We start from the raw sequence: 22,368 nt of genomic DNA, 5'->3' as shown, positions 1-22,368 counted from the left end.
CTATGAAACTAAACCTAACTAATAAAAATGCACTCGTCTGTGGCTCTACAGCAGGGATCGGACTAGCAACCGCAATGGGTCTAGCAGAAGAAGGTGCAAACGTAACCCTTGCTGCTCGTACAGAAGAGAAGCTCAAAAACGTTATCGCACAGTTACCTAATAACGGTTCACAAAAGCACAGCTACGTGGTTGCAGATTTTACAAATCCGCAGGCGGTGGCAGCTGCTGTTTCGGCAACGGGCAATGTGTATCACATATTAATCAATAACACTGGTGGCCCTCCAGGTGGACCTATTGTGGATGCAGATGTTACCGCTTTCGCGAAAGCGTTTACACAACACCTACAAACCAATCACCTATTAACACAAACCGTACTCCCAGGGATGAAAGCCGAAGGATATGGACGTATCATTAACGTGATTTCTACTTCTGTAAAACAACCACTAGATGGTCTAGGCGTGAGTAACACGATACGCGGTGCCGTGGCAAACTGGAGTAAAACAATGGCAAATGAGCTAGGGCAATACGGCATCACCGTAAACAACGTACTTCCTGGCGCAACCGCTACTGGCAGACTCTCTGAGATCATAGAAAATAAAGCAAAAAAGACTGGAAAATCTATAGAAGAAGTTTCACAGACAATGGCAAATGCATCACCAGCAAAACGTTTTGCCAAACCTGAGGAGGTAGCAAATGCAATTGTTTTTCTCGCTAGTGAAGCAGCTTCTTTTATTAATGGAATTAATGTACCTGTAGATGGAGGACGCACAAAAAGCTTGTAGATGGATATTAAAAAGATTTTCTGGATACTAAGTTGGCTCGTGGCGGGAGTTACCTTTGCGATGATTTTGATACATTATGGAGACATTCCAGACGAGGTACCTATGCACTTTGATGCGACTGGGGTGGTAGATAGATATGGTTCAAAAAATGAACTTTTTATCTTACCCGTACTTAGCGTCTTACTTATCTTACTATTCCAGTTTATGACAGGCAAGTCTATAAAGATTAACAAGCATAAACAAGGGGTTAAAAATGAGGCACAGGTTACCGTTACAAAAACCTTTATGTCACAAATGGCGCTGTATTGCACACTACTTTTTGGGTGGCTGGTATATCAATCTATGGCAGTTGCCGTGGGTAAACAGACTGGATTAAGCAGTTATTTTTTGGTTGCAACCTTTGGCGGTTTTATTATACTACTCGCCTTTTATTATATACAACTCAAGAAGGTAAAAGAGTAAGGCGGTACTCATATAATAATTGTATTTTTAAAAACACAACAGCGATTGCGTAGTACGCTTTCGCGAAAGCATACTCAATATGTCACATAGAAAACTTCGCATAAACGGCCATTCTCACCTACTTCCCTATCCAGAGGAGATTCCTCAGTTTATGAAAGACAAGGGTATATTTTGGGTAGACAAAGACCGAAAGTTTATGCTCCAGAAAGACTGGAGTAGACCAGTGACAGACTCAAGTTTTTTCTTGCACGAAAAACTGGAGTGGATGGAGCGCAACAAGGTAGACCACGCTGTGGTACTTAACCTCTCGCAGCTTTATGGAAATGGACTACGTCTAGAAGAAATGAAGCAAGCACTAAAGTTTCAAAATGACTTTAATGCGAGAGTACAACAAGAACATCCAGATAAATTTACAACTGGTTTTGTAGTACATCCTGGGTTTGTGCGTGGCGCTTTATGGGAGATAGAGCGCTGTGTAGAGGTGTTAGGTATGGATTTACTATGCTTGCCTACGCACTATATGGACACTATTGGGACGTGGCGATGTATTTTTGACGAAGAAAATGAACCTATTTTTGAGCTTGCAAGCAAGTATAATCTAGCAGTGGAGATTCACCCGTATGATGGTGAGAAGTTTATAAAACTGCAGAATACAAACTGGCGTTTTCACCTTATATGGATGCTTGCACAATGTGCAGATGCCTACCACTTCCTTACGCTTAATGGATATGCAGATAAATATCCAGGTATGCGTGTTTGTTTTGCTCACGGAGGACAACTAGCGCAAATTAACCTAGGTAGACGCATACAAGGTTTTGACGGAAGGCCAGATCTTTTTGAAGGAAAAACACATCCACGTAAATCTGTAGGACATCCTAATATCTTTTTTGACACACTAGTACACGATACAAACTCCCTTAAGATGATTATAGAAAATCAAGGAAGCAAGCAGGTGGTTATGGGACTTGATGATCCGTACCCGCTAGGTGAGATGGAAAGTGACAACCAAAGTAGTTATCCTGGTAAAATACTTGACCTTGCTCTCGAACGTAAGATCGTCAACTCTGCAGAATATGATGCTATCTGGGATGATAATGTTGTGAGATGGCTTTATGGTGATGACGAGAAACGCAAGGAAGCCTTTAGAAAACGAATTTTAAAAGAATAAAGGAGCAGCGTTTTGTACGCTATGTTTATAATCCATTACAGAGTGAGTACGACCGTGATCGATAAGATTATTACATTTACAGCCGTTATCACATACTCACTACACACCTCTATTACAGAAGTAAATATTCTATGCACTTTTTACCAGAAAATCTAGACGACTACGTCGTAGCACACTCGGCTCAAGAGCCAGCACATCTCAAAGCACTATCAAAGGAAACGTATCAAAAAATACTACAACCACGTATGCTTTCTGGAGCTTACCAAGGTCGTGTGCTTAGCATGATTTCAAAATTAGTAAACCCTAAGAGCATCTTAGAGATAGGGACTTTTGCAGGTTATAGTGCGCTATGTCTGGCAGAAGGTCTTCAAGATAACGGAACACTTCACACCATTGATATTAAGGAAGAGATGCAAGATTTCCAGCGTAAGCATTTTGACGCTTCGCCTTACGGATCACAGATTATACAGCATCTAGGTCAAGCACTAGATATCATACCAACCATTGACACTACTTTTGACCTAGTGTTTATAGATGCAGATAAGCGCAACTACATTAATTATTTTCACACAATAATAGATAAGATGAATCCTGGCGGAATTATCCTTTCTGATAATGTACTATGGAGTGGTAAAGTAGTTGAAACACTTAAGAAAAAAGATGTGGATACAAAGGTGTTATTAGATTATAACATACTTCTCAATGAAGACCCTCGAGTAGAAACGGTATTACTACCTATAAGAGATGGTCTTACGGTAAGCCGTGTTTTATAAATTTTATTCTTAAGCTATTAAGGAATATACATTATGATCTCGATGCTGAGATTGGTCTAGTATTATAGAGATCTCTTGATAGGACCAGTAATATCATTAATATCTTCCTTAGCCTTATCAATCTCCTTTTTAATATCCTTAGTAAGGTCTAAGTCGATATCATTTCTTTCGGCAGTTTTTGTGATTTCTGACTTGATATCATTTGTAGCGTCTTTAAGTTGGCGCATGCCCTTCCCTAAACCGCGAGCGATTTCTGGAACTTTGTCTGCACCAAAAACCATAATCACTATAAAAATAATGAAGGCAATTTCGGCACCAGAAATAAATAGAGGTAAGCTTATCATAGATAACAAAGGTATTTAATAGCGCAGTAGTTTAAAAACTTTCAAATGGAATAATCACAAACTATATACGATTGTTTTAAGGGTATAAATTACGCTTTCGCGAAAGCGTAACTATTCACACGTAACGCTTAATAATAACACATTCTCAGAAATAATAGCTAGCACCTCATAAATCACGCTATGTAAGGATTATTAAAAAATCGCAAATGATTAATTAATAGATAATTATGCCAATTTAACAAGTTGCATAAGCTATAACTTAAAAATCATTTAAAAAAAACTTTAAGTTTTTTGTAACATTTTGCAACTTTGCTGCGTATAACAGTTATAATAGACAAACCCTAGTTCATTACAACCCTATGAGACAGCTTAAAATTACTAAGCAGGTCACCAATCGTGAGACCGCATCCTTAGACAAGTACTTACAAGAAATCGGTAAAGTTGACCTTATCACGGCAGATGAAGAGGTGGAACTAGCACAGCGTATAAAAGCTGGTGATCATCGTGCTCTAGAGAAACTTACTAAAGCAAATTTACGTTTTGTAGTTTCTGTGTCAAAACAATACCAAAACCAAGGACTTACCCTTCCAGATCTTATTAATGAAGGTAACCTAGGGCTTATAAAAGCTGCACAGCGCTTTGATGAAACTCGTGGTTTTAAATTTATATCATATGCAGTATGGTGGATACGCCAGTCTATCTTACAAGCACTAGCAGAGCAATCTCGTATTGTACGTTTACCTCTCAATAAGATTGGGTCTATTAATAAAATTAATAAAACCTTTGCTTTTCTAGAACAAGCAAACGAACGCCCACCTAGCCCTGAGGAAATTGCCAAAGAGCTAGACATGTCTATCAATGATGTAAAGGAATCTCTAAAGAACTCTGGACGTCACATAAGTATGGATGCGCCTCTAGTAGAAGGAGAAGACTCAAACTTGTATGATGTCTTAAACTCTGGTGAATCACCAAATCCTGATCGCGAACTATTACATGAATCACTTAAGACAGAAATAGAACGTGCTCTTGAAACACTTACTCCACGTGAGGCAGATGTGGTTAGACTTTATTTTGGCTTAGGAGATCAACAGCCTATGACGCTTGAGGAAATAGGAGAAACTTTTGATCTTACTCGTGAGCGAGTGAGACAGATTAAGGAAAAAGCGATCCGTAGATTAAAACATACATCACGTAGCAAGATTCTTAAGACTTATTTAGGATAAGCTTATCATTTTTACCGATAATGTGTTAAAACCAATAGCCAATGCTCTTGGTTTTTTTTACAGTGAAAAGATTTGGTATCTTTGTAATACAAAAATGTAATTAACGCCACTGGCGACTTAATAATGACAACAACAGTTTATCATAACTGTTCGTTTTTTGATTGATGAATGAATCCCCGGCTGATTACCGGGGATTTTTCATTTTATATATTCTGGGTCACAAAACTTAATACTCCATCTTCATACCTTAGAAGAGAATCATATCTTTACATAAAACATCTATTATATGTCAACTACGCTCATTGCCCCATCCATACTTGCTGCAGATTTTGCAAACCTTCAACGTGATATTGAGATGATAAATGCTAGTGAAGCAGACTGGTTTCATATTGATATTATGGATGGTGTTTTTGTACCTAACATTTCTTTTGGAATGCCCGTACTACGTGATATTGCAAAACATGCCAAAAAAACAATCGATGTACACTTGATGATTGTAGATCCAGATCGTTACGTACAAACGTTTGCAGATCTAGGAGCAAATATACTCACCGTGCACTACGAAGCATGTACTCACCTGCATAGAACACTACAAGTAATTAAAGCTGCTGGGATGAAAGCTGGTGTAGCTCTTAATCCACACACGCCTGTAAGCCATCTTGAAGATGTTATACAAGACATAGACTTAGTTTGTATGATGAGTGTAAATCCAGGATTTGGAGGACAACAGTTTATAGAAAACACTTATGATAAGGTTGCTGCTCTCAAAGCTCTAATTACAAAGAAAAATGCTCCTACGCTCATAGAAATTGATGGCGGTGTAAGTGATAAAAATGCTGCGCAGTTGGTTCAAGCTGGAGCAGATGTACTTGTAGCTGGAAGCTTTATTTTTAAATCATCCAATCCTACGGAAACGATCAAAGAACTTAAAAATATTGCAGCTCGCTAATTAACAATAGGATCAACTACTTGAACCTTTGCTGTATCTTGAATGAAAGGAAGCACCTCATCAATAATAAGCGTATCCTTTCTTCTAAGATTATATAAGTACGTCGTATCTGATTGTGCAAATGTTTTTGCTTCTGTCGCATCCATTTCTAAAAACGAAGGACATGGAAAATAGTCAAAATCGTATTCAAAATTTGTGAGCATGGGTGATTTCCAAGAGCTCAGTCCTTTAAATACAGATGCTACCATAGGCATTGCCGTATTTGCACCAGAGCCGTGATAGGTTTTTTCAAAGTGCACTCTCTTATCTCTTGTTCCTACCCACGCTCCTACTACAATTTCTGGTGAAGCAGCTATAAACCATCCATCACCATTATTTTGAGTAGTGCCGGTTTTACCTATGAGGTTATATCCTATTTCATAATTTTTCATTCCTGAGGCGCTTCCTTCAGTTATTACCTCTTCCATCATTTTCTGTAATTCCTTTACATGCTGTACACTGGCTACACGCTTTCCAGCAGTAGAAGTATGTTTGTATAATTCATTACCGTCCTCATCTTCTATGCTTTGTATAGCATAAGGCTGTATGCTAGTCCCACCATTTGCAATACTTGCATAAGCAGTAACCATTTCAAATAAAGTAAGCTCTGCAGTACCTAGTACGATACTTGGTACTTCTGGAAGAGTGGTAGTAATACCCATCTTCTTTGCCTGTTCTATCACTTTCTCTACACCTACATTAAGCTGTAATTGTACAGATACTGTATTTACAGAATTTGCAAGCGCTCCGTGCATACTATAACTTCCTCCATAACGACCACTAGCATTTCTAGGCTTCCAGTCTTCATATTGCTTATAAGTCATTAAGGTGTTATTGTAATAATTACATGGATCTTGTCCTCTCTCTAAAGCAGCTAGATACGTGATAGGTTTAAAAGTCGAACCCACTTGTTTTTTAGTCACCACGTTATCTGTCTGACTAAAACCATAATCTATCCCTCCCACATATCCTAAAATAGCACCAGATCTACTATTTATAGTAAACACTGCTGCGTGTAATCTATTAAGACTTGTAGCTATAGAATCTCGTAAAGACTGAAATCTTGGTTCGTATCCTTTTCCAATATTCCAGAAGTCACGCTCCTTAACTTTCATAGAAAACTCAGTGATAGAGCCTGCTGTAGCATTCTTTGCTTTCATTCTTTTTACAGCTGTTTGCTCCTGGACTATTTTATCTAAAAGAGCTTCCTTACCTCCTTCTGTAGTGGTAGCTGCCCAGTATTTATCCATTAATACTTGTAATCGTTCTACTTGTTTTTGTAGCGCCTTTTCTGAGCTTTTCTGTATCGAACTATTGAGCGTCGTAGTAATCTTTAATCCATCCGTGCGTAGATTATAAATATGACCATCTGGAGCTGGGTGCTGTTGCGCCCACGTATTAAACTCAGCTTCTACAAAGTTTTTATAATAGGTGGAAAATGAGGACTGCTTTTTACTTGCTTGATAATTGATTGCTAGAGGTACTTGAGCTTCTATTTTCTCCTCGTCGCTAAGGAAACCATACTTTACCATTTGATTTAAAACCGTATTGCGTCTGCGTTCTGCACGTTCTGGATGATTGCGCGGACTATAATAGCTAGGTGCTTTGAGTAATCCTACGAGCGTAGCACTCTCTGCAATGGTTAATTGCTCTGGAGGTTTATTAAAAAAACGTAAAGATGCTTTTTCTATCCCATATATATTTTCCCCAAAAGACACTGTATTAAAGTACAGCAACAATATTTCATCTTTACTATACACAGACTCTAGCCTTCTAGCAATAAAGAGTTCTCTAAACTTATTTATAGGAGTACTGAGAAAAAACTGCTTTTTTCGTCCAAATATGTTCTTTGCGACCTGCTGTGTTACCGTACTACCTCCGCCTGCATTCTGACCTAAAATAATAGATTTTATAAATACACGACCATAGCTTTTATAATCTATACCTCCATGCTCATAAAAACGAGCATCTTCGGTGGCAACTAGGGCATTTTTAAGCGCTTCTGGAAGTTGTACTAAATCTACATTTGACCTATTTTGCAAAAAGTAAAGACCGTTAGACTCACCTCTAGCATCGTATAATGTAGAAGTAACTGGGTTTTTAAGCTTCTTGAGATAGTCGGCTGTTGGTATTTTTCCAAATACACCTATGTAAATACTCAATAAGAATATTGCAAACAATCCGACCATAGTGAGCACCGCATATCTTATCGCCTTAAAAGGCTTAGCCTTTATTCTCGCCCAAATTGCCTTAAACTTATCTTTATAATTATACAATTGCCGTTGGATTACTAGATGTAACTATGATTACTTGATGTAGCACACACAAAAAAATGCGCACCTCCTATAATCAAGGAAAGTACGCATTAAAATTTATTTATTGAGAGCCCTTAATCTCTTGACATAAAAATTCTCAAAATATACCAGAATAATAACATTAGTGAGGCAAATAAACCTAGAGCCGCAGCAACGTATTGCTCTTCATCATATTTATGCACCATATTTGAAGTCGTATATAATATAGACCCTGCTGCAAGTGCCACCATAGCAACACTAAACCATAAGCCGAGGTCAAATCCAAAAAGGAGGCCTGCTACCATAAGTCCTATTGCTAGAAAAAATCCTATAGCAAGTATAGATCGTAAAAATGAAAAGTCTTTTTTAGTAAGAATCACAACTGCAGATAATCCTGCAAATAATGCTATGGTCATCACGGCAGCCTTTTGTAAAATCTCTACTCCATCTATCATAGAGAATGCCATGAGAAGTAGAGGAATAAAAATAAAAGCCTCTGCAACTACATAAATCCCTAAAGCTAAATAGTGCTGGTTTTTATCTCTAGACTTGAGCGCTAGCCCTTCTGCATAGTTTGTAATAAACATAAATGCCCCAAGTAGTAATAACCAGCTCCAGCCACCTGTAAGTGAATATGCAAAGTTTACAATAACTGGTGATTGAAAAAACAAGTATTCGGTGATGATGAATAATAATACTGCAAGTGCTACATAGGTGTATGTCTTGCGATAAAATGCCACTCGGCGCTCATCAGATAATGCACTTACCGGTACTATTTGTGGTTGATATGATTCCATTGATGTTATTATTTTAGTTTTGAAAGTGATATATAAATGTAAACAAACTAGAAATACGCTGTTCCTAAAAATTAAATATTGTAAACATATTAGAGATGTATCTTATATAATTGACGAGATGTATTTATTTTTAGCTTTCGCGAAAGCGTAATTATATTATAAATAGTCCATTGTATCAAATTACCTCAACGGTTACTTCTTAGAAGACGCACCTTTAAAGTTTTGAGACGAATTCTTGAACAATACATTAAAGGTAGTAAGGCTACCATAAATACGAGTAATGTACTGCTGGAGATCAACTTTATCTTGATCATCAAGTGTTTTACTAGCATTAATCTTTTGCTCCATCACGCGCACACGGTCGCGCACCATCACAATTTTATGGAAAAAGCTTTCTATCAAAATATCCTTTGATGACAAGTTACTATCCTCTGGAGATAACGTCATTGTTCCTCCTCTCCACTTATCTGCTATAGGCACCACCTCAGAGATGTCGCTATATCTCTTAAGTAAATCTTCAAAAGTCTTTTCTACCTCGTACATACTCACACTATCCACTTCACCTTCTAGTGCTTCTATAACTTCAAAATTATCATCTAGTGTTATAGTCTCGAGTCCTCCGTCAATAAAAGTAACCCAGTACAGCTCTGAGGTGACATTTGTGATTACGCCTTTACCTAGCTTGTTATGGTCTATCCTACTTCCTATTCCTAATATGGTATTCATAATCTTATATATAGTTTCTTTTGTATTATTACTTATTTACATACGCTAATATATGTAATAACAACCTTGTGTTTCGGTTTTAGATATTTTTCTCTTAACAAGAATTTAACGTCTTAATAGAAACCTTGCGATTCTTTACTGCGTAAGTGTTCTCAAATAAACAATATACAACAATGAAAAAATTACCAAAAATTCTAATCGCAGGTGCTGTCTTACTTGGAGTAGGTGCACTTATCGCAGCCGATCACTTAGATGCTCCTGCAGTAGGCGGAACAACCGCAGACATTACTGATTACTTCGCATTTGAAAGTGCTGAAAATTCTAACAACACCGTATTTGTAGCAAACGTTCAAAGTTCGCTTGCTGGAGATGCTGAGTTTGACGAGAATGTTCTTGTTGAATTCAACATTGATAATGATGGTGATCTTGTAGAGGATAGAGTTATACAAGCAATTCCAAGAGATGGAAAAATGTATTTCTTTGGACCTTATGAAATTTCTTCAACTGGACTTAACAGTACTATTGACGAGAGTGCACTTATTGGATCTGTAGATATCTCTACTGGAGCTGATGAAAACACAATGACTACTACTAATGGAATTAAAATATTTGCTGGTTTAAGAGCAGATCCTTTTTTCTTTGATTTTACAACTTTTAATGCTGTTGTAGGAAACCCTGCAGGACCTTTTACAGGAACAACAGGACCAAACGGTGGTTTTCAAACTGCTGAAAATGCTTCTGACCCTTTTGAAGGTACAAATGTACTTTCTGTAGTAGTTGAAGTTCCAAACACTTTATTAGGTGGTACTTCTGCGCATCCAGCTGGAACAGGCGTTCAAATTTGGAATACTTGGGTTGAAGCAAAAACAAAACAATAATAGTTAAAAGACATATATCATGAAATTACAAAATATAAAATATCTATTTGCAGCAGTTCTTCTAGCAGGAGTTGTATCATGTAGCGACGACGACGATAACACACCTATCACAATTGATCCATTGCCAACGCCTACAGAAGTTGACTTTTCTGGAACGTTTGCTCAACAAGATCAAATGGGACGTGCAGCAATTAACACTGTATTAGGAGGAGATAGCGCAGCTAAAAATAGCTTCAACACAACAATCCCTTCTGAAATGGTTGCAGGATTTCAACAAGCCTTTCTTAACAAAGCTGTAGCATTACACGATGCATTCGGAGTTGAATATGAAACAAACATTTTAGGTCTAGACGCTCCAACGCTTACAACGATATTAGCTCAAGATGTTTTACAGGTTGCACCAGATGTACCTACTACGTATTTTGATGGAACTAACGTTCTAACAGGTCGTACTCTTAGTGATGATGTTGTAGATGTATCTTTAATTTTACTCTTCGGAGGAAATAATGGAGATAAATACAACGGGCAAGACCTTGATAATGATGGAACACCTGATTTACCAATTTTAGTTACAGATAATGTAAGTGCAGGTACAGGTGCTATGGGAACTACAACATTTCCTTACCTAGTAGGACCACAATAAAAATTTAATTATTTTTAATTAGCTAAATGGGGGTCTGAATTTTTCAGACCCTTTTTGTTTAAAATCAATTGATCTTATGAAATATATAACCTTATTATTACTCACAACCGCCTTAATAATCTCTTGTTCAAATGAAGATGAAAAAATCCTCAATGAAGCAGATTATAAGAACTACCTAAAAACCAACAATTCTAAAGAGATTGCAAAAGCAGAAAAAGAATTAAGCTTCTGGAATGAACGAATAAAAAAAGATAGCATACAGCTCATTGAATTATCAAAAAGTGCTGGAATGCAGACAAAGATCTTTCAACTTAATGCATCTATAGAGCAACTCAAAAATGCAGAAAAAAACCTCACAAGATCTGCGCTAGTAACAAACATAGGCAAAGACGGAAAATTACTGGCATTAGCACAAAACTACATCACTCAGCATCGCTTTAAAGAAGCAAAGGCACTCGTTGATAGTGCTCGCATAGTAGCTGGAGGAGAAATTAAAGCTATTAATCTAGTTGCCTTTGATGTAGCAATGGAACTAGGTGATTATGAAAATGCAGAAAAGATCTTAACAAAAGAAACAGACTTCTCAGACTACAACTACTTGATTCGACTTGGAAAACTGGAAGATTACAAAGGTAATCTTGACAAAACAATCCAGCACATGGAAGCTGCAAAAGCTATTGCAGAAAGTAGTAAGCAAAAGGGATTACAAGTGTGGGTCTACACAAATCTCGCAGACTATTATGGACATGCTGGAAGAATTAATGATGCTTACAACCACTATCTCAAGGCACTAGCAATCGATCCTAGCAATTCTTACGCAAAAAAAGGAATTGCCTGGATTGCATATTCTTATGAAAACAATCCTACTGAAGCTTTACGCATAATTGAAGCTATAGAAAAAGATAGTAAAAGCCCAGATTACGAACTTCTCAAGTCAGAGATTTATGAAAGTACTGGCGATGAAGATAGCGCAAAAGAAGCGTTAAACAATTTTTTATCCCGAGTTTCAAATCCAAGTTATGGAGATATGTATGGAGCATATCTTGTCGAAATATATGCAGGCAACCCTGAGACATCACAGCAGGCCATTACGATAGCTCAGAAGGAAGTAAACAATAGACCTACTCCGATGTCTTACGATCTTCTAGCACATGCTTACTATGGAAATGGAGATTATAAAAAAGCCTTAAGCATAACTCAAGAACATGTAATTGGTAAAACTCATGAGCCTATGGCGCAGTTTCACACAGCACAAATTTATAAAGCTCTTGATATGAAAAACGAACTAGCTCCTATCAAAGAAGAGCTACTAGAAACAAGCTTTGAACTAGGCCCTGTTACCTATAAAGAAATACAAAACTTATAATTTTCCTAATCTATGAAACCGCTTCACAATGTTTTACGTAGATATAGTAAGGTTATTAGAAAACTATTAATGGTTGGATAGTTTTTGATTTTGTTTGTATGAGCGTCTTACTCTTTTGAGTAAGACGCTTTTTTATGACCTATAATTCGAGTTAGCTTTATAACCTTTTCTTAAGTACAGTTTATATAGATTATATAAATAACTTACAGACGCAAGTATTCATCATCCTGCCTGCTTACATCAAACGCTTGTAGTGTCTTTTAGATGACAATTGAGTAAGCATAACAACTAGACAATTCATATAATCTAAAGAGAACATGAACAGATTATATGAGTAGTTATTTGACTAGCGAGCTTATTGATTAGTAAACGAATTGATAGCGCATAAAAAACTCCTTACTATAGAACTAGCAAGGAGTTTTTAGATTGATACTATACTTATATATGTTACATGGAATTAGAAAGCTCTCATACATCTTAAGATGATGCAACCACTCCTAATGTATATAGTTGCTCAAGTGTAGGAGAAGCACTTCCTCCTTCTGGCTCTAAGGTAATACCAAAGGCTTCAGACTCATTAGGATTACTTAGCTCAAAGATTTGATTTCCGCTAGCATCATATTGATCAAGAACTCCTATGCTCGTAGGCGTAAGAGGTTCTAAGGTAAGAGACCACACTTGATAAACCTTCCCTTCAGGAGGTTCTGGTAATCCTTTTACATCTATATACGCTTTACCACTTTTCTTATCCCAATACACAGATGCGTAAGCTTCTGGTGCAATAGCTTGAGCTCCTAGCGGCACTGCTATTAAATCTTGTTTACGTATTACATTAAGTAATCCTCTGGTTTGATCGAGGTTCGTTTCTGCAACTTGTGTTTTACCTTCTTGAAGCAACAATTCTCTCTCCGTATCAACGATACGCTCTTCAAGCTTGTTATTTTCAGTATATAAGTAACCTATACCCACAAGCAATAATACTGCAGCGGCCCATCCCATGAATGCAACGATAGGAGTTTGCTTTCGCGAAAGCGGGATTACTTTAGTTTCATTATCGTTTAAATACTTTCTTAGAACACTTACATGCTTAGGCTCACCAGGAGCGGCTGCCTTAGCTAGATGCATTAAATGGTTTTCGATCTCTATTACCTCTTCTAGCAATGCTGTATCTTGAGATACATCACGAGCAATCTCCATCATTTCCTCCTCAGGAAGTGTTCCATATACGAAGAGCTCGAGAACCCCTGAATCTATATATGTTTGTGAGTTTTTCATACTACGCCTACTATATCTCTTAGTTTTTTAATACAAATTCTATTTCGTGTTTTTACGGTACCCAGAGGAATGTCTAGCTCTTCGGCTGTTTCCTTTTGTGTGTATCCTTGAAAAAACAAAAAGTGAATTATCTTTTTACAAAGCGGTTCTAGAACCTCTACATACTTCTTGATACCAATGGCATCTACCGAAGTATTAAAGCTTCCTTTCGCCTCGAGAATATCTACGAAATATTCGGCAGTATGGTTTTTCTTTTGGTTTTTAAAATCTTTTGAACGTATCTTATCAATAGCCCCATTGCGCGCTATATTAAGCATCCACGTAAAAAATCTTCCTTTAGCAGGGTTGTACTTATCTGAATTATTCCAAATTTTCACAAATGTATCTTGCAATAATTCTTCTGCCACTTCTTGGTTATGTACTACACTATTTATAACCCCAAATAAGCTCTCGCTATAGAGTTCATAAATTTTCTCAAAAGATGCAGGATCTTTCTGGAGAAACTTGTTGATTAATGCGTCTGGTTGTGTCATCATAGATTAGACTACCAATTTAATATTATGATTTACCATATGCAACTATTTTGCTGTTAAAGCCAGTAAATATTTACTTGTACGACTAAACAAGCAAGACTTACTCACTCCGACAAAGTAATACGAATTCCTGCTACTTACTAGTTTTTACCTAGTAAGTAATTAAAGATATTTTGGCCTGCTTTAAACAACTAGTATTTTAATAACAGTCTGTTAGGAGTTGACCATTATTTTCAAAATCACTTAACGGCTGTTTCAGTTCCTTTTGTGCTATTTCTTCTAGTGTATCTAATACTGAATGCTGCATAGCCATAGAGCCGCATAGCATAAAAACGCATCCATCTTTTAAGGCTTGTCCAACTTCCTTTTCTCGATGCTTTATAACATCTTGAACGTAAATTTTTTCACCTTCTTGCGATAATGCAAGATTGTATTTGAAGTCGTTTCTTTCTGGTAACTTCGCATTTAAAATAGCTTCATAACAATCAAAGGAAGCCAAGGTTCTACCACCCCAAAGTAGTCGTATGGGTATATTTCCCCTCTCATTTATGATCATTCCTAAAAAGGGTGCTATCCCAGTTCCATTTGCAATCATATAAACTGACGATGCTTTTTCAGGAAGATGAAAGTATGGATTCCTTTCAATACTAGCTTTAATATTTACTCCAGTTTCTAAGTTACTTAAATAATGGGAACAAACACCCTTAGTGTGTTGTTTTACACTTAGATAAATATCAGCATCTATGCGTGCTATAGAATATTGTCGGGCCTTTATACCCTTGCCAGGTATTACATTCAGTAAGTCACCCGACTGAAAATCCACTTTATTCTTTGATTTTAATCTCAAGATTGTGGTTTCATCCACATTTAGGTTGCTACGTGATACAACCTCAAATTTTAAAAATTTAGCCTCTTTTTCGCTTATAATTGGTAAAACTACCTCAAGATTCATTCCCGTTAATCGATTCCATCTCGTTATCCAATTAGTAAAAGACACCGGTGATTGCTCATTTATCTTTTCTAAGCTTTGTAATTTACTAAAAGATGGATGTGCACTCAATGCATCATTTACTTGGATTGCAAACTCACAATAGTGTGTATAACGTAAAGAACCAAATCCAACAACAGCAAACTTCATATTACTACTAGGCTCAATCTTCTGCAATAAATCCTTAAACTTTCGTGCGTTACTCGGCGCATCACCATCACCATATGTTGCTGTAAACACTATAAGATGTGTGGCTTTTTTATAAGTATTGTAATCGTTTAATGTAGCAAGGTGTACCTTAACACCTACTGCAATTAGTGCTTTATAATACGCTTTCGCGAAAGCGTATGTACTTCCAGTTTCAGACCCTACAAGCAAGATATATTGGGCTTCATCTTTATGGAATGTTGAGAAGATTGGCTTAGTCTTCTGAATTCGTTTTATACTCATTCTTAAGCCTGAATACATGAAAAACAGTATGCTTAAACTTGCAATGAACAAAATCACTGACCAAAATATATTTCCCTGTCCTGTATGCAGTAACATACTCCACTTCGAGACAAAATAGGCAAATGGATATTGCACCTCACTTACCACCTCACCAGTATATTGATGGACTAGCAACTCTCTATCTCTGAGTTCTAACTCATAATAATCGGCTACATCCTCTGAAAAAGGAAAGATAACTTTTCTAACCTCACTTAATTTTAGATTCTTAAATAAGGGGATTTCTGAAGTAGAAAACTCTTGCAATCCTGTTGTAGGAGTTGCATTCCAATTATGAGAAATTTGAGTTTCTGGAGTCAAAGAAAATTTCTCTACCGAAAGATACACTCCAGTAGTTCCTATAATAATTATAGGGAGTAAAAACCAACGTCCCAATATCACGTGATAGCGTTGTCCTATATTCGTTTCTTGGACTCTATTAAACCAATTTTTAAAACCACCCTGACGTTGTGCTAATAAGAAAAAACCAGTAAACGCAATCAAACAGAGCAAGAATGAAACTACTCCTACAAACACACGTCCTATGGTTTTTAAAAATAAAGAACGGTGTAGATTGGTTACATAATTAAAGTAGACTGATTGTTTCTCTACATTTCCTAGCGCTACTCCAGTTTTTGGATGGACATAAATCTGTCTATTTTCATTATCGCGTGTAACTACACTGGCAGTTACAAAGTTTTCTGCTGTTTTTTCTATCTCTAATACCTCTTGATATTTATTTTCTAAGGCTTTTATAGTACTTGAAAGGCTGGTATTATCGAGATCAACTACTGCATAAGGCTGCGTGATTAAAGTAGCGGGTTCAAGGGCTAAAATAGCACCAGTTATTGAAGCCAGCAATAAAAATAATGCCGAAACTGCTGTCAGTAAAAAGTGGCTATATCGCCAAATAGAACTTATCATTAAAATTTATTGTGGCATCATACGCACATAACGAATAAATCCGGTTCCTTCTACCTTACTTTTTATACTTGTAGATGTAAGTTCAAATTGCACATCACTAGTGTGATAATCTTGATCTTCAACAGCGGTTTCAAAACGAATACTATAACCTGCATCGATGTTGTTTTTAGGAATTTTTATAATATTTATCGCGCGCTCACCACCACTAATTGTAGCACCAACTAGGGCATCAATACCATCATCTTGTTTTCCATAAAACTGCCACCATTCTTTGATCTCACTGTACCACTCTGTGTCTTTTCCTTGAACGTGCAGTGTTTGTTCATATTCACCTTTTGGGTTAATTAGAGAAATCACTATGTAAGCGCCTTCACCACTATAATTAGTCATCTGTATCATACATTTTACAGCGGTCGTTTCATTTTCTTCTGCAATCGCACTCACCGTGCTTGCAGATGTAAATGTGACTAGTATAAAAGCCAAAATAAACAGTAGAGGAAGTGTTGTAAATAATCGTTTCATATTATTTGAGGAAGTTTAATTTAGTATTTTGTTTTTTTAGTATTTCGTTTTCCGTTGCGAGGTCTAAAACTGTCTCATCAAAATCAGTTTTTACAGTCTTGTCTGCCCCTTTGGATATTAAATATTGCAAAATATCACTAGAATGTGCTTTCATAGCAGCAATTTGTAAAACAGAATAACCACTGTTGTTTTTTGCATTAATATCTATATTAAACTCTTCCCAACGTTTTAAAAGTTCTAGGTTATTTTCTTGAGCTGCTATATGCAATGGTGTATTGCCTCCATGTTGTGTTTGCCCCATAACTAAGCCTTCATCTTTCAATAATCTTAGCTTTGCTTCAAAATCGATATTATTATGAGCCTTAAAGGTATTGAGTAAATAATATTCAAGTGTATTGCCTTCAGCATCTACGACTTCTACATCGGCGTTTTTCCTTAAAAGAAATTCAACCACCTCTGGTGAATTTTTATTTACAGCCTTTGTAAGCGCAGTATTTCCGTTTTCATCCTTTGTATTCATACTATTTACGTGCTGAGACAAAAAGTCAATAACGCTCAAATCATTACTATTTGCTGCATTCATAAAAGGAGAATTGCCGCTATTATCTTGCAAATCGACAGCTACACCTTTATCAATAAAGAATTTAAGAAGTGCTATATCATTAGTTCTATTAACAATATAATGCAATGGATTACGTCCGTAATCACCCACGGCATTTACTGTAATATCTAGTCCTTCTAAATACTTAAAAACAGCTAAGTCAATAGTTCCACCACGTGTACCCATTGCGGCATATAATATGGCATTACCTCCATTTGAATTCAAGGTTTTATAATCTACTCCTTTGTTTACTAGTAATTTCAATAAATCTAAATTCCCTTTTTTTGCAGCATAGTTAAAAATGCCATTATATGATTCATCTTTATCATTTAAGTCAAACCCCATTTTTAAAAATGAATTTAGCTCTGTCTCATTAGATAAAGATGGCGCTACAAGCAATAGTAAGTTTGCTCCATTTTCATTTTTTTCATTAAGTAGATCTACTCCATAGTTTTCAAAAGCCTCATATAATTCCTTATTGATTTGACCAGCATTTGCCGCAAATGTGAGTGGTGTATAACCATGGCTATCTAGCTGTGTTACCGACGAACCTTTTTCTAACAAATGGTTCACCAGTCCTACTTGACCAGTAAAAGCAGCCCAATGTAAATAAATACGGCTGTCATGAGTTTTCTTATCAACTGGGTTTCCCTTAAGAGATAAAAGATATTTTACCACATCGTTATCAGCTTTTTGCAGTAAAGCATACACTACCGCATCAAATGCTCTTTCATTAAGCTCTGTAGCATCATTTCCATCAGCTATCTTTTGTTTTACTATATCTAGACTAGGCTTACCCTTCCAAAAAGTTGGATTTAAAAAAATGTTTTCTTGTGCTGTGGTTGTTAGTGCACCAAGAACTATAAATAAGATTGTAAAATGTAGTTTCATCTCGTGATTACCTTGTTTAAATTCAAATACAAACATAGCTATTTTTATTTATTCTAAATAACAATAGCTTAGTAAAATATCTTTTTTTAAATTACTATTGACAGATAACAGAGGCTAAATTATTGCTAAGTAGTGTTTTATGAAAATAAAAAATTACACTTTAAAATTAATGTTATTATAAGAGAGGATATAAGAATTTAGACCTTCTGAAACTTATTAAAAGTCTACCTAGGGTTTAGAAATAAATTATTACTAACATATAAATCTAAAAGACAATTATTAACTCTGGGAAAATTATGGTTTAAGTATATTTTTATAAAGAAAACGAGTTTATCAAGATAACTATTACAAAACTCTACAATAAAAAAAGCCCCAATTCAAATTCGATTAGACCTGATTTGCTATGGGAATTTTGCACTCATTAGCGACTTCCAAAAGGTCAGAGTTCAGACTTTTTGAAGGACGATATAACGGTAATGGAAACTTTCACTAAAGGATTACCTACGCTGCGGTGATCCTCAAAGCTCCGCCTTAAAAATGAACAAGCTCAATTACTAATTCAAGTTCTTTTAATTTGCTATGCGAATTTTGCACTCATTAGTGACTTCAAAAGGTCAGAGTTCAAACTTTTTGAAGGAAGATATATCTGTAATTGAGACTTTCACTAGAGGATTACCTGCGCTTCGGTGATCCCACAAAGCTCCGCTTTGAAAATAAAAAAAGTCCCAATCATAAATTCAAATACACTTGATTTGCTATGGGAATTTTGTACTCATTAGTGACTTCAAAGAGACAGATCTCAAACTTTTTGAAGGAAGACATAACTGTAATTGAAACTTTCACTAAAGGATTACCTCCGCTACGCTTCGGTGATCCGCAAAGCTCCGCTTTGAAAATAGAAAAGGAGAAAAATAATTTCTGAGCAAGCTCAAATTATTTTCTCCTATTCTATTTATTCGTGACCCAGAGAGGATTCGAACCTCCAACCGTCAGAGCCGAAATCTGATATTCTATCCAGTTGAACTACTGAGCCTACTTTTTTTGCTTTCGCGAAAGCGCAAATGTAAATCTTTACTGAGTAATCACAATAAATTCTGAACGACGATTTAATTGATGTTGCTCCTCTGTACAGTCTGCATTATTATTGCAGCTATTTACGAGCTGTGTCTCGCCATAACCTTGACCAGAAATTCTATTGGCATCGATACCTCTAGAGATAATATATGCCACTGTAGACTTTGCTCTTCTATCTGAAAGGGAGAGATTATAATCATCCTTACCTCTACTATCTGTATGCGACCTTACGCTTATCACCATATCTGGCACTTGCTTCATTGCAGAGATTACTTTTGTAAGCTCTAGTGCAGCATCGGGTCTTATGTCAGATTTATTATAATCAAAATAAATAGGATTAAGATTAAGAAGTTTTGCAAGATCGTCACCTACTCCTACTTCTGTAAGTCTCAACTCAAGCTCTATATCCTTTTGTAATGTTTCTGGCTCAGCCGGTGTGATCACAATCACCTCTTTTGCATAATATAATTTTGACGTCGCACGTATCACATAATTTTCTGAGCATACGAGACTAAATCTATATAGTCCGCGTGCATTTACGTCTACCTCTTTTACCACTTCATTATCAGCATTCATGAGCTGTACTTTTGCATCCGTTATAGGTTGCTTTGTCACCGCATCTGTAATAAATCCTAAGACATCCACATCACATCGTGGTTCTGGTTTTTCCTTTTGCTTGAATCTATAAATGTCATCACTTCCCATTCCCTGATTACGACTTGAAGAGAAGAAACCAGTTTTTAAAGTGTCATTCACTATGTAGGCAAAATCATCTGCAGAGCTATTAATAGGCTCACCCAAACTTGCAACCGTAATCTCTTCTGATGATGGGTTAGTCACAAAAATATCAAGTCCTCCCAGTCCTGGATATCCATCTGAGGCGTAATAAAGATTTCCTGTACTACTCATAAATGGAAAGGCATCTCTTCCTTCTGTATTTATAGGCTTCCCTAGATTTACAGGCTCCCCAAAACTTCCATCACCGCTAATAGCCACTTTCCAAATATCTGATAACCCTACACTTCCAGGTCTATCTGATGAGAAGTATAAAGTTTTTCCATCAGCACTTAACGCTGGATGCGCAGTAGCATATTCCTCTTCATTAAATGAAACTTCAACCGCTTCAGACCAGCTTCCCTTTTCCTTATCTAATAGCCTAGATTTATAGATCTTCAATTTATTAATCCCATCTGACGATTTTACAAAATCTCCATCTGTAAAATTATTTCTTGTAAAATACATTGTCTTGCCATCCTTAGTAAACGTAGGAGTACTCTCATGAAAGATGGTATTTACCTTGCGGTGAAAACGTGAAGGCGGAGACATGCTTCCATCTTCCTTCATAGTAGACTTGTATAAATCTAGAAATGGCTGATTGTTCCACTTATGTATACGTCTTGTAATGGAACCCGTATCTCTAGCCGAAGCAAAAATCACCTGACCATTATAATATGACGGGCCAAAATCTGAATATCGAGAGTTCATCTCTCGTATCATATTAACCGTATAATAGCTTTCTCTGTAGCCTTCTACCTTTGTATAATCTGGATTTTCTTTGAATAATTTGGCCCTAAAGTCATTTCCGCTTCGATCTGCAAAGATTTGCATCATCTCATCAGACTTATCATATTCTTTAATAGCGCGTAGTGTTTGCGCATATCTAAAATAGTGCTCATCACTTACAGAGTCTGCATAGCTTTCTGTAAGTTTTCCATACCATTCTTGAGCTTGGGAGTACTTACCATTGTAATAGTAGGCTTCCGCTATTTTATTAAAAACTTGATAAGATTTAAAACCTTCTGCTACGAGGTCTTTATAGATTTCAATCGCATCTATATAAGCTAACTGATTAAACTTTTTACTTGCTCTAGCAAGCTTTCCTTGCTGAGCATTAGCACTAGTAGCTGCACTAAAAATAATCACTAAAACAAAGGCGCACCTCATAAATCCCTTCATAACCTCTTGGTATAAAAGTTAAACGTTAAAAACTATTTAGGGGGTTTATTTAAAGACTGCTTGAGTCTCGCTGGGGAACACAATATTAGTAAACCTTTTAATTAAATGACACAACTATGTTGTCAATTCGATGAAAAGACTGCTTTCACGCATTAAAGGCTCTTATTTGAGAATTTTAAAGTAAATTAACTGACTACAAGACTATTATGAAAGACGAGCCTTCACAATTGTACTAATGGTTTTACCATCTGCTTTTCCAGTAAGTCTAGCATTAACTTGTCCCATCACTTTACCCATATCTTTCATTCCTTGGGCACCAGTTGCAGCAATTACCTCATCTACTACTTTAGTTACATCTGCCTCACTCATTTGTTCTGGTAAGAATTGAGAGATTACTTCTGCCTGTGCTATTTCTGGATCTGCAAGATCATTACGTCCTTGCTCTGCAAAAATAGCTGCACTATCCTTACGCTGCTTTACAAGTTTCTGTAACAACTTAAGCTCTTGCTCTTCGGTAATCTCCTCTTTTGAACCCGTCTCTGTCTGCGCAAGTAAAATTGCAGATTTTATGGCACGTAGGGATGTTAATGCATTTTGATCTTTAGCTTTCATAGCTTCTTTCATTGCAGTCATCACTTGTGTAGATAGGCTCATAGTAGTATATATTTTTACTC

20 protein-coding genes and 1 tRNA gene are annotated in these 22,368 nt (G+C 36.5%); 9 read left to right on the top strand and 12 right to left on the bottom strand.

Annotated elements, in window-relative coordinates; all coding sequences use genetic code 11:
- Positions 1-2 precede the first annotated feature (2 nt).
- The 4 genes from KRODI_RS09580 (at position 3) to KRODI_RS09565 (ending at position 3,185) form a co-directional block, all read left to right on the top strand.
- Positions 3-782: an SDR family oxidoreductase gene (locus tag KRODI_RS09580; RefSeq protein ID WP_013751405.1), complete on the top strand. Its 780-nt coding sequence runs from the start codon at positions 3-5 to the stop codon at positions 780-782.
- The gene (locus KRODI_RS09575) at positions 783-1,244 is read left to right on the top strand and encodes a DUF1648 domain-containing protein (protein WP_013751404.1); all 462 of its coding nucleotides are present in this window, start codon (positions 783-785) and stop codon (positions 1,242-1,244) included. It abuts the gene before it with no gap.
- A 79-nt stretch (positions 1,245-1,323) separates the two neighbouring features.
- Positions 1,324-2,412: an amidohydrolase family protein gene (locus tag KRODI_RS09570; RefSeq protein ID WP_013751403.1), complete on the top strand. Its 1,089-nt coding sequence runs from the start codon at positions 1,324-1,326 to the stop codon at positions 2,410-2,412.
- A 131-nt stretch (positions 2,413-2,543) separates the two neighbouring features.
- Positions 2,544-3,185, top strand: a complete 642-nt coding sequence (locus KRODI_RS09565) for an O-methyltransferase (RefSeq protein WP_013751402.1) — start codon at positions 2,544-2,546, stop codon at positions 3,183-3,185.
- Positions 3,186-3,247: 62 nt separating this feature from the next.
- Here KRODI_RS09565 and KRODI_RS09560 read toward each other — a convergent pair whose 3' ends face one another.
- Complete coding sequence (locus tag KRODI_RS09560) at positions 3,248-3,529, bottom strand: twin-arginine translocase TatA/TatE family subunit (protein ID WP_013751401.1); 282 nt, start codon at positions 3,527-3,529, stop codon at positions 3,248-3,250.
- A gap of 359 nt (positions 3,530-3,888) precedes the next feature.
- Here KRODI_RS09560 and KRODI_RS09555 point away from each other — a divergent pair, with 359 nt between their 5' ends.
- Together KRODI_RS09555 and rpe are read left to right on the top strand one after the other, a co-directional pair.
- Complete coding sequence (locus tag KRODI_RS09555; RefSeq protein ID WP_013751400.1) at positions 3,889-4,752, top strand: RNA polymerase sigma factor RpoD/SigA; 864 nt, start codon at positions 3,889-3,891, stop codon at positions 4,750-4,752.
- Between the two features lie 286 nt (positions 4,753-5,038).
- Entirely contained in the window at positions 5,039-5,701 is a 663-nt protein-coding gene (gene rpe, locus KRODI_RS09550; RefSeq protein ID WP_013751399.1) for a ribulose-phosphate 3-epimerase, read from the top strand.
- On the opposite strand, the gene KRODI_RS09545 is transcribed toward rpe, so the two are convergent.
- The 3 genes from KRODI_RS09545 to KRODI_RS09535 form a co-directional block, all read right to left on the bottom strand.
- On the bottom strand, positions 5,698-8,016 hold the full coding sequence (locus tag KRODI_RS09545) for a transglycosylase domain-containing protein (protein WP_013751398.1): 2,319 nt from the start codon (positions 8,014-8,016) through the stop codon (positions 5,698-5,700). The genes rpe and KRODI_RS09545 overlap by 4 nt on opposite strands.
- A 113-nt stretch (positions 8,017-8,129) precedes the next feature.
- On the bottom strand, positions 8,130-8,831 hold the full coding sequence (locus KRODI_RS09540; protein WP_013751397.1) for a Bax inhibitor-1 family protein: 702 nt from the start codon (positions 8,829-8,831) through the stop codon (positions 8,130-8,132).
- Between the two features lie 192 nt (positions 8,832-9,023).
- The gene (locus KRODI_RS09535; RefSeq protein ID WP_013751396.1) at positions 9,024-9,557 is read right to left on the bottom strand and encodes a hypothetical protein; all 534 of its coding nucleotides are present in this window, start codon (positions 9,555-9,557) and stop codon (positions 9,024-9,026) included.
- Between the two features lie 173 nt (positions 9,558-9,730).
- Between KRODI_RS09535 and KRODI_RS09530 the strand changes: the two genes are divergently transcribed.
- The 3 genes from KRODI_RS09530 to KRODI_RS09520 all read left to right on the top strand — a co-directional run bounded on the left by KRODI_RS09530 (position 9,731) and on the right by KRODI_RS09520 (position 12,444).
- Positions 9,731-10,435 carry a DUF4331 family protein gene (locus KRODI_RS09530; protein ID WP_013751395.1) on the top strand — a complete coding sequence of 235 codons (705 nt, stop codon included), beginning with the start codon at positions 9,731-9,733 and terminating at the stop codon, positions 10,433-10,435.
- 19 nt (positions 10,436-10,454) lie between these two features.
- Positions 10,455-11,078: a hypothetical protein gene (locus KRODI_RS09525; protein WP_013751394.1), complete on the top strand. Its 624-nt coding sequence runs from the start codon at positions 10,455-10,457 to the stop codon at positions 11,076-11,078.
- A 76-nt stretch (positions 11,079-11,154) separates the two neighbouring features.
- The gene (locus tag KRODI_RS09520; RefSeq protein WP_013751393.1) at positions 11,155-12,444 is read left to right on the top strand and encodes a tetratricopeptide repeat protein; all 1,290 of its coding nucleotides are present in this window, start codon (positions 11,155-11,157) and stop codon (positions 12,442-12,444) included.
- Positions 12,445-12,921: 477 nt separating this feature from the next.
- Here the strand turns inward: KRODI_RS09520 and KRODI_RS09515 are convergent, their stop codons facing one another.
- The 8 genes from KRODI_RS09515 to KRODI_RS09480 all read right to left on the bottom strand — a co-directional run bounded on the left by KRODI_RS09515 (position 12,922) and on the right by KRODI_RS09480 (position 22,348).
- Positions 12,922-13,719, bottom strand: coding sequence for an anti-sigma factor domain-containing protein (locus tag KRODI_RS09515; RefSeq protein ID WP_013751392.1), 798 nt, complete (start codon positions 13,717-13,719; stop codon positions 12,922-12,924).
- Positions 13,716-14,255 carry an RNA polymerase sigma factor gene (locus KRODI_RS09510; RefSeq protein ID WP_013751391.1) on the bottom strand — a complete coding sequence of 180 codons (540 nt, stop codon included), beginning with the start codon at positions 14,253-14,255 and terminating at the stop codon, positions 13,716-13,718. The genes KRODI_RS09515 and KRODI_RS09510 overlap by 4 nt, the downstream gene beginning before the upstream one ends.
- A 196-nt stretch (positions 14,256-14,451) precedes the next feature.
- Complete coding sequence (locus tag KRODI_RS09505; protein WP_013751390.1) at positions 14,452-16,650, bottom strand: PepSY domain-containing protein; 2,199 nt, start codon at positions 16,648-16,650, stop codon at positions 14,452-14,454.
- Positions 16,651-16,656: 6 nt separating this feature from the next.
- Positions 16,657-17,172, bottom strand: a complete 516-nt coding sequence (locus KRODI_RS09500) for a DUF2271 domain-containing protein (RefSeq protein WP_013751389.1) — start codon at positions 17,170-17,172, stop codon at positions 16,657-16,659.
- A 1-nt stretch (position 17,173) separates the two neighbouring features.
- Entirely contained in the window at positions 17,174-18,700 is a 1,527-nt protein-coding gene (locus KRODI_RS09495) for an ankyrin repeat domain-containing protein (protein ID WP_013751388.1), read from the bottom strand.
- Positions 18,701-19,623: 923 nt separating this feature from the next.
- Positions 19,624-19,697: transfer RNA gene (locus KRODI_RS09490), tRNA-Arg, on the bottom strand.
- Between the two features lie 38 nt (positions 19,698-19,735).
- Positions 19,736-21,694, bottom strand: a complete 1,959-nt coding sequence (locus tag KRODI_RS09485; RefSeq protein WP_013751387.1) for an OmpA family protein — start codon at positions 21,692-21,694, stop codon at positions 19,736-19,738.
- A gap of 204 nt (positions 21,695-21,898) precedes the next feature.
- Positions 21,899-22,348 carry a GatB/YqeY domain-containing protein gene (locus KRODI_RS09480; RefSeq protein ID WP_013751386.1) on the bottom strand — a complete coding sequence of 150 codons (450 nt, stop codon included), beginning with the start codon at positions 22,346-22,348 and terminating at the stop codon, positions 21,899-21,901.
- Positions 22,349-22,368 lie beyond the last annotated feature (20 nt).

The sequence above is a fragment of the Dokdonia sp. 4H-3-7-5 genome (genome assembly GCF_000212355.1).
In the GTDB taxonomy this organism is placed as follows: Bacteria; Bacteroidota; Bacteroidia; order Flavobacteriales; family Flavobacteriaceae; genus Dokdonia.
Note: the sequence above shows the minus strand (reverse complement) of the source record. Positions and strands in the feature narration are given on the sequence as shown.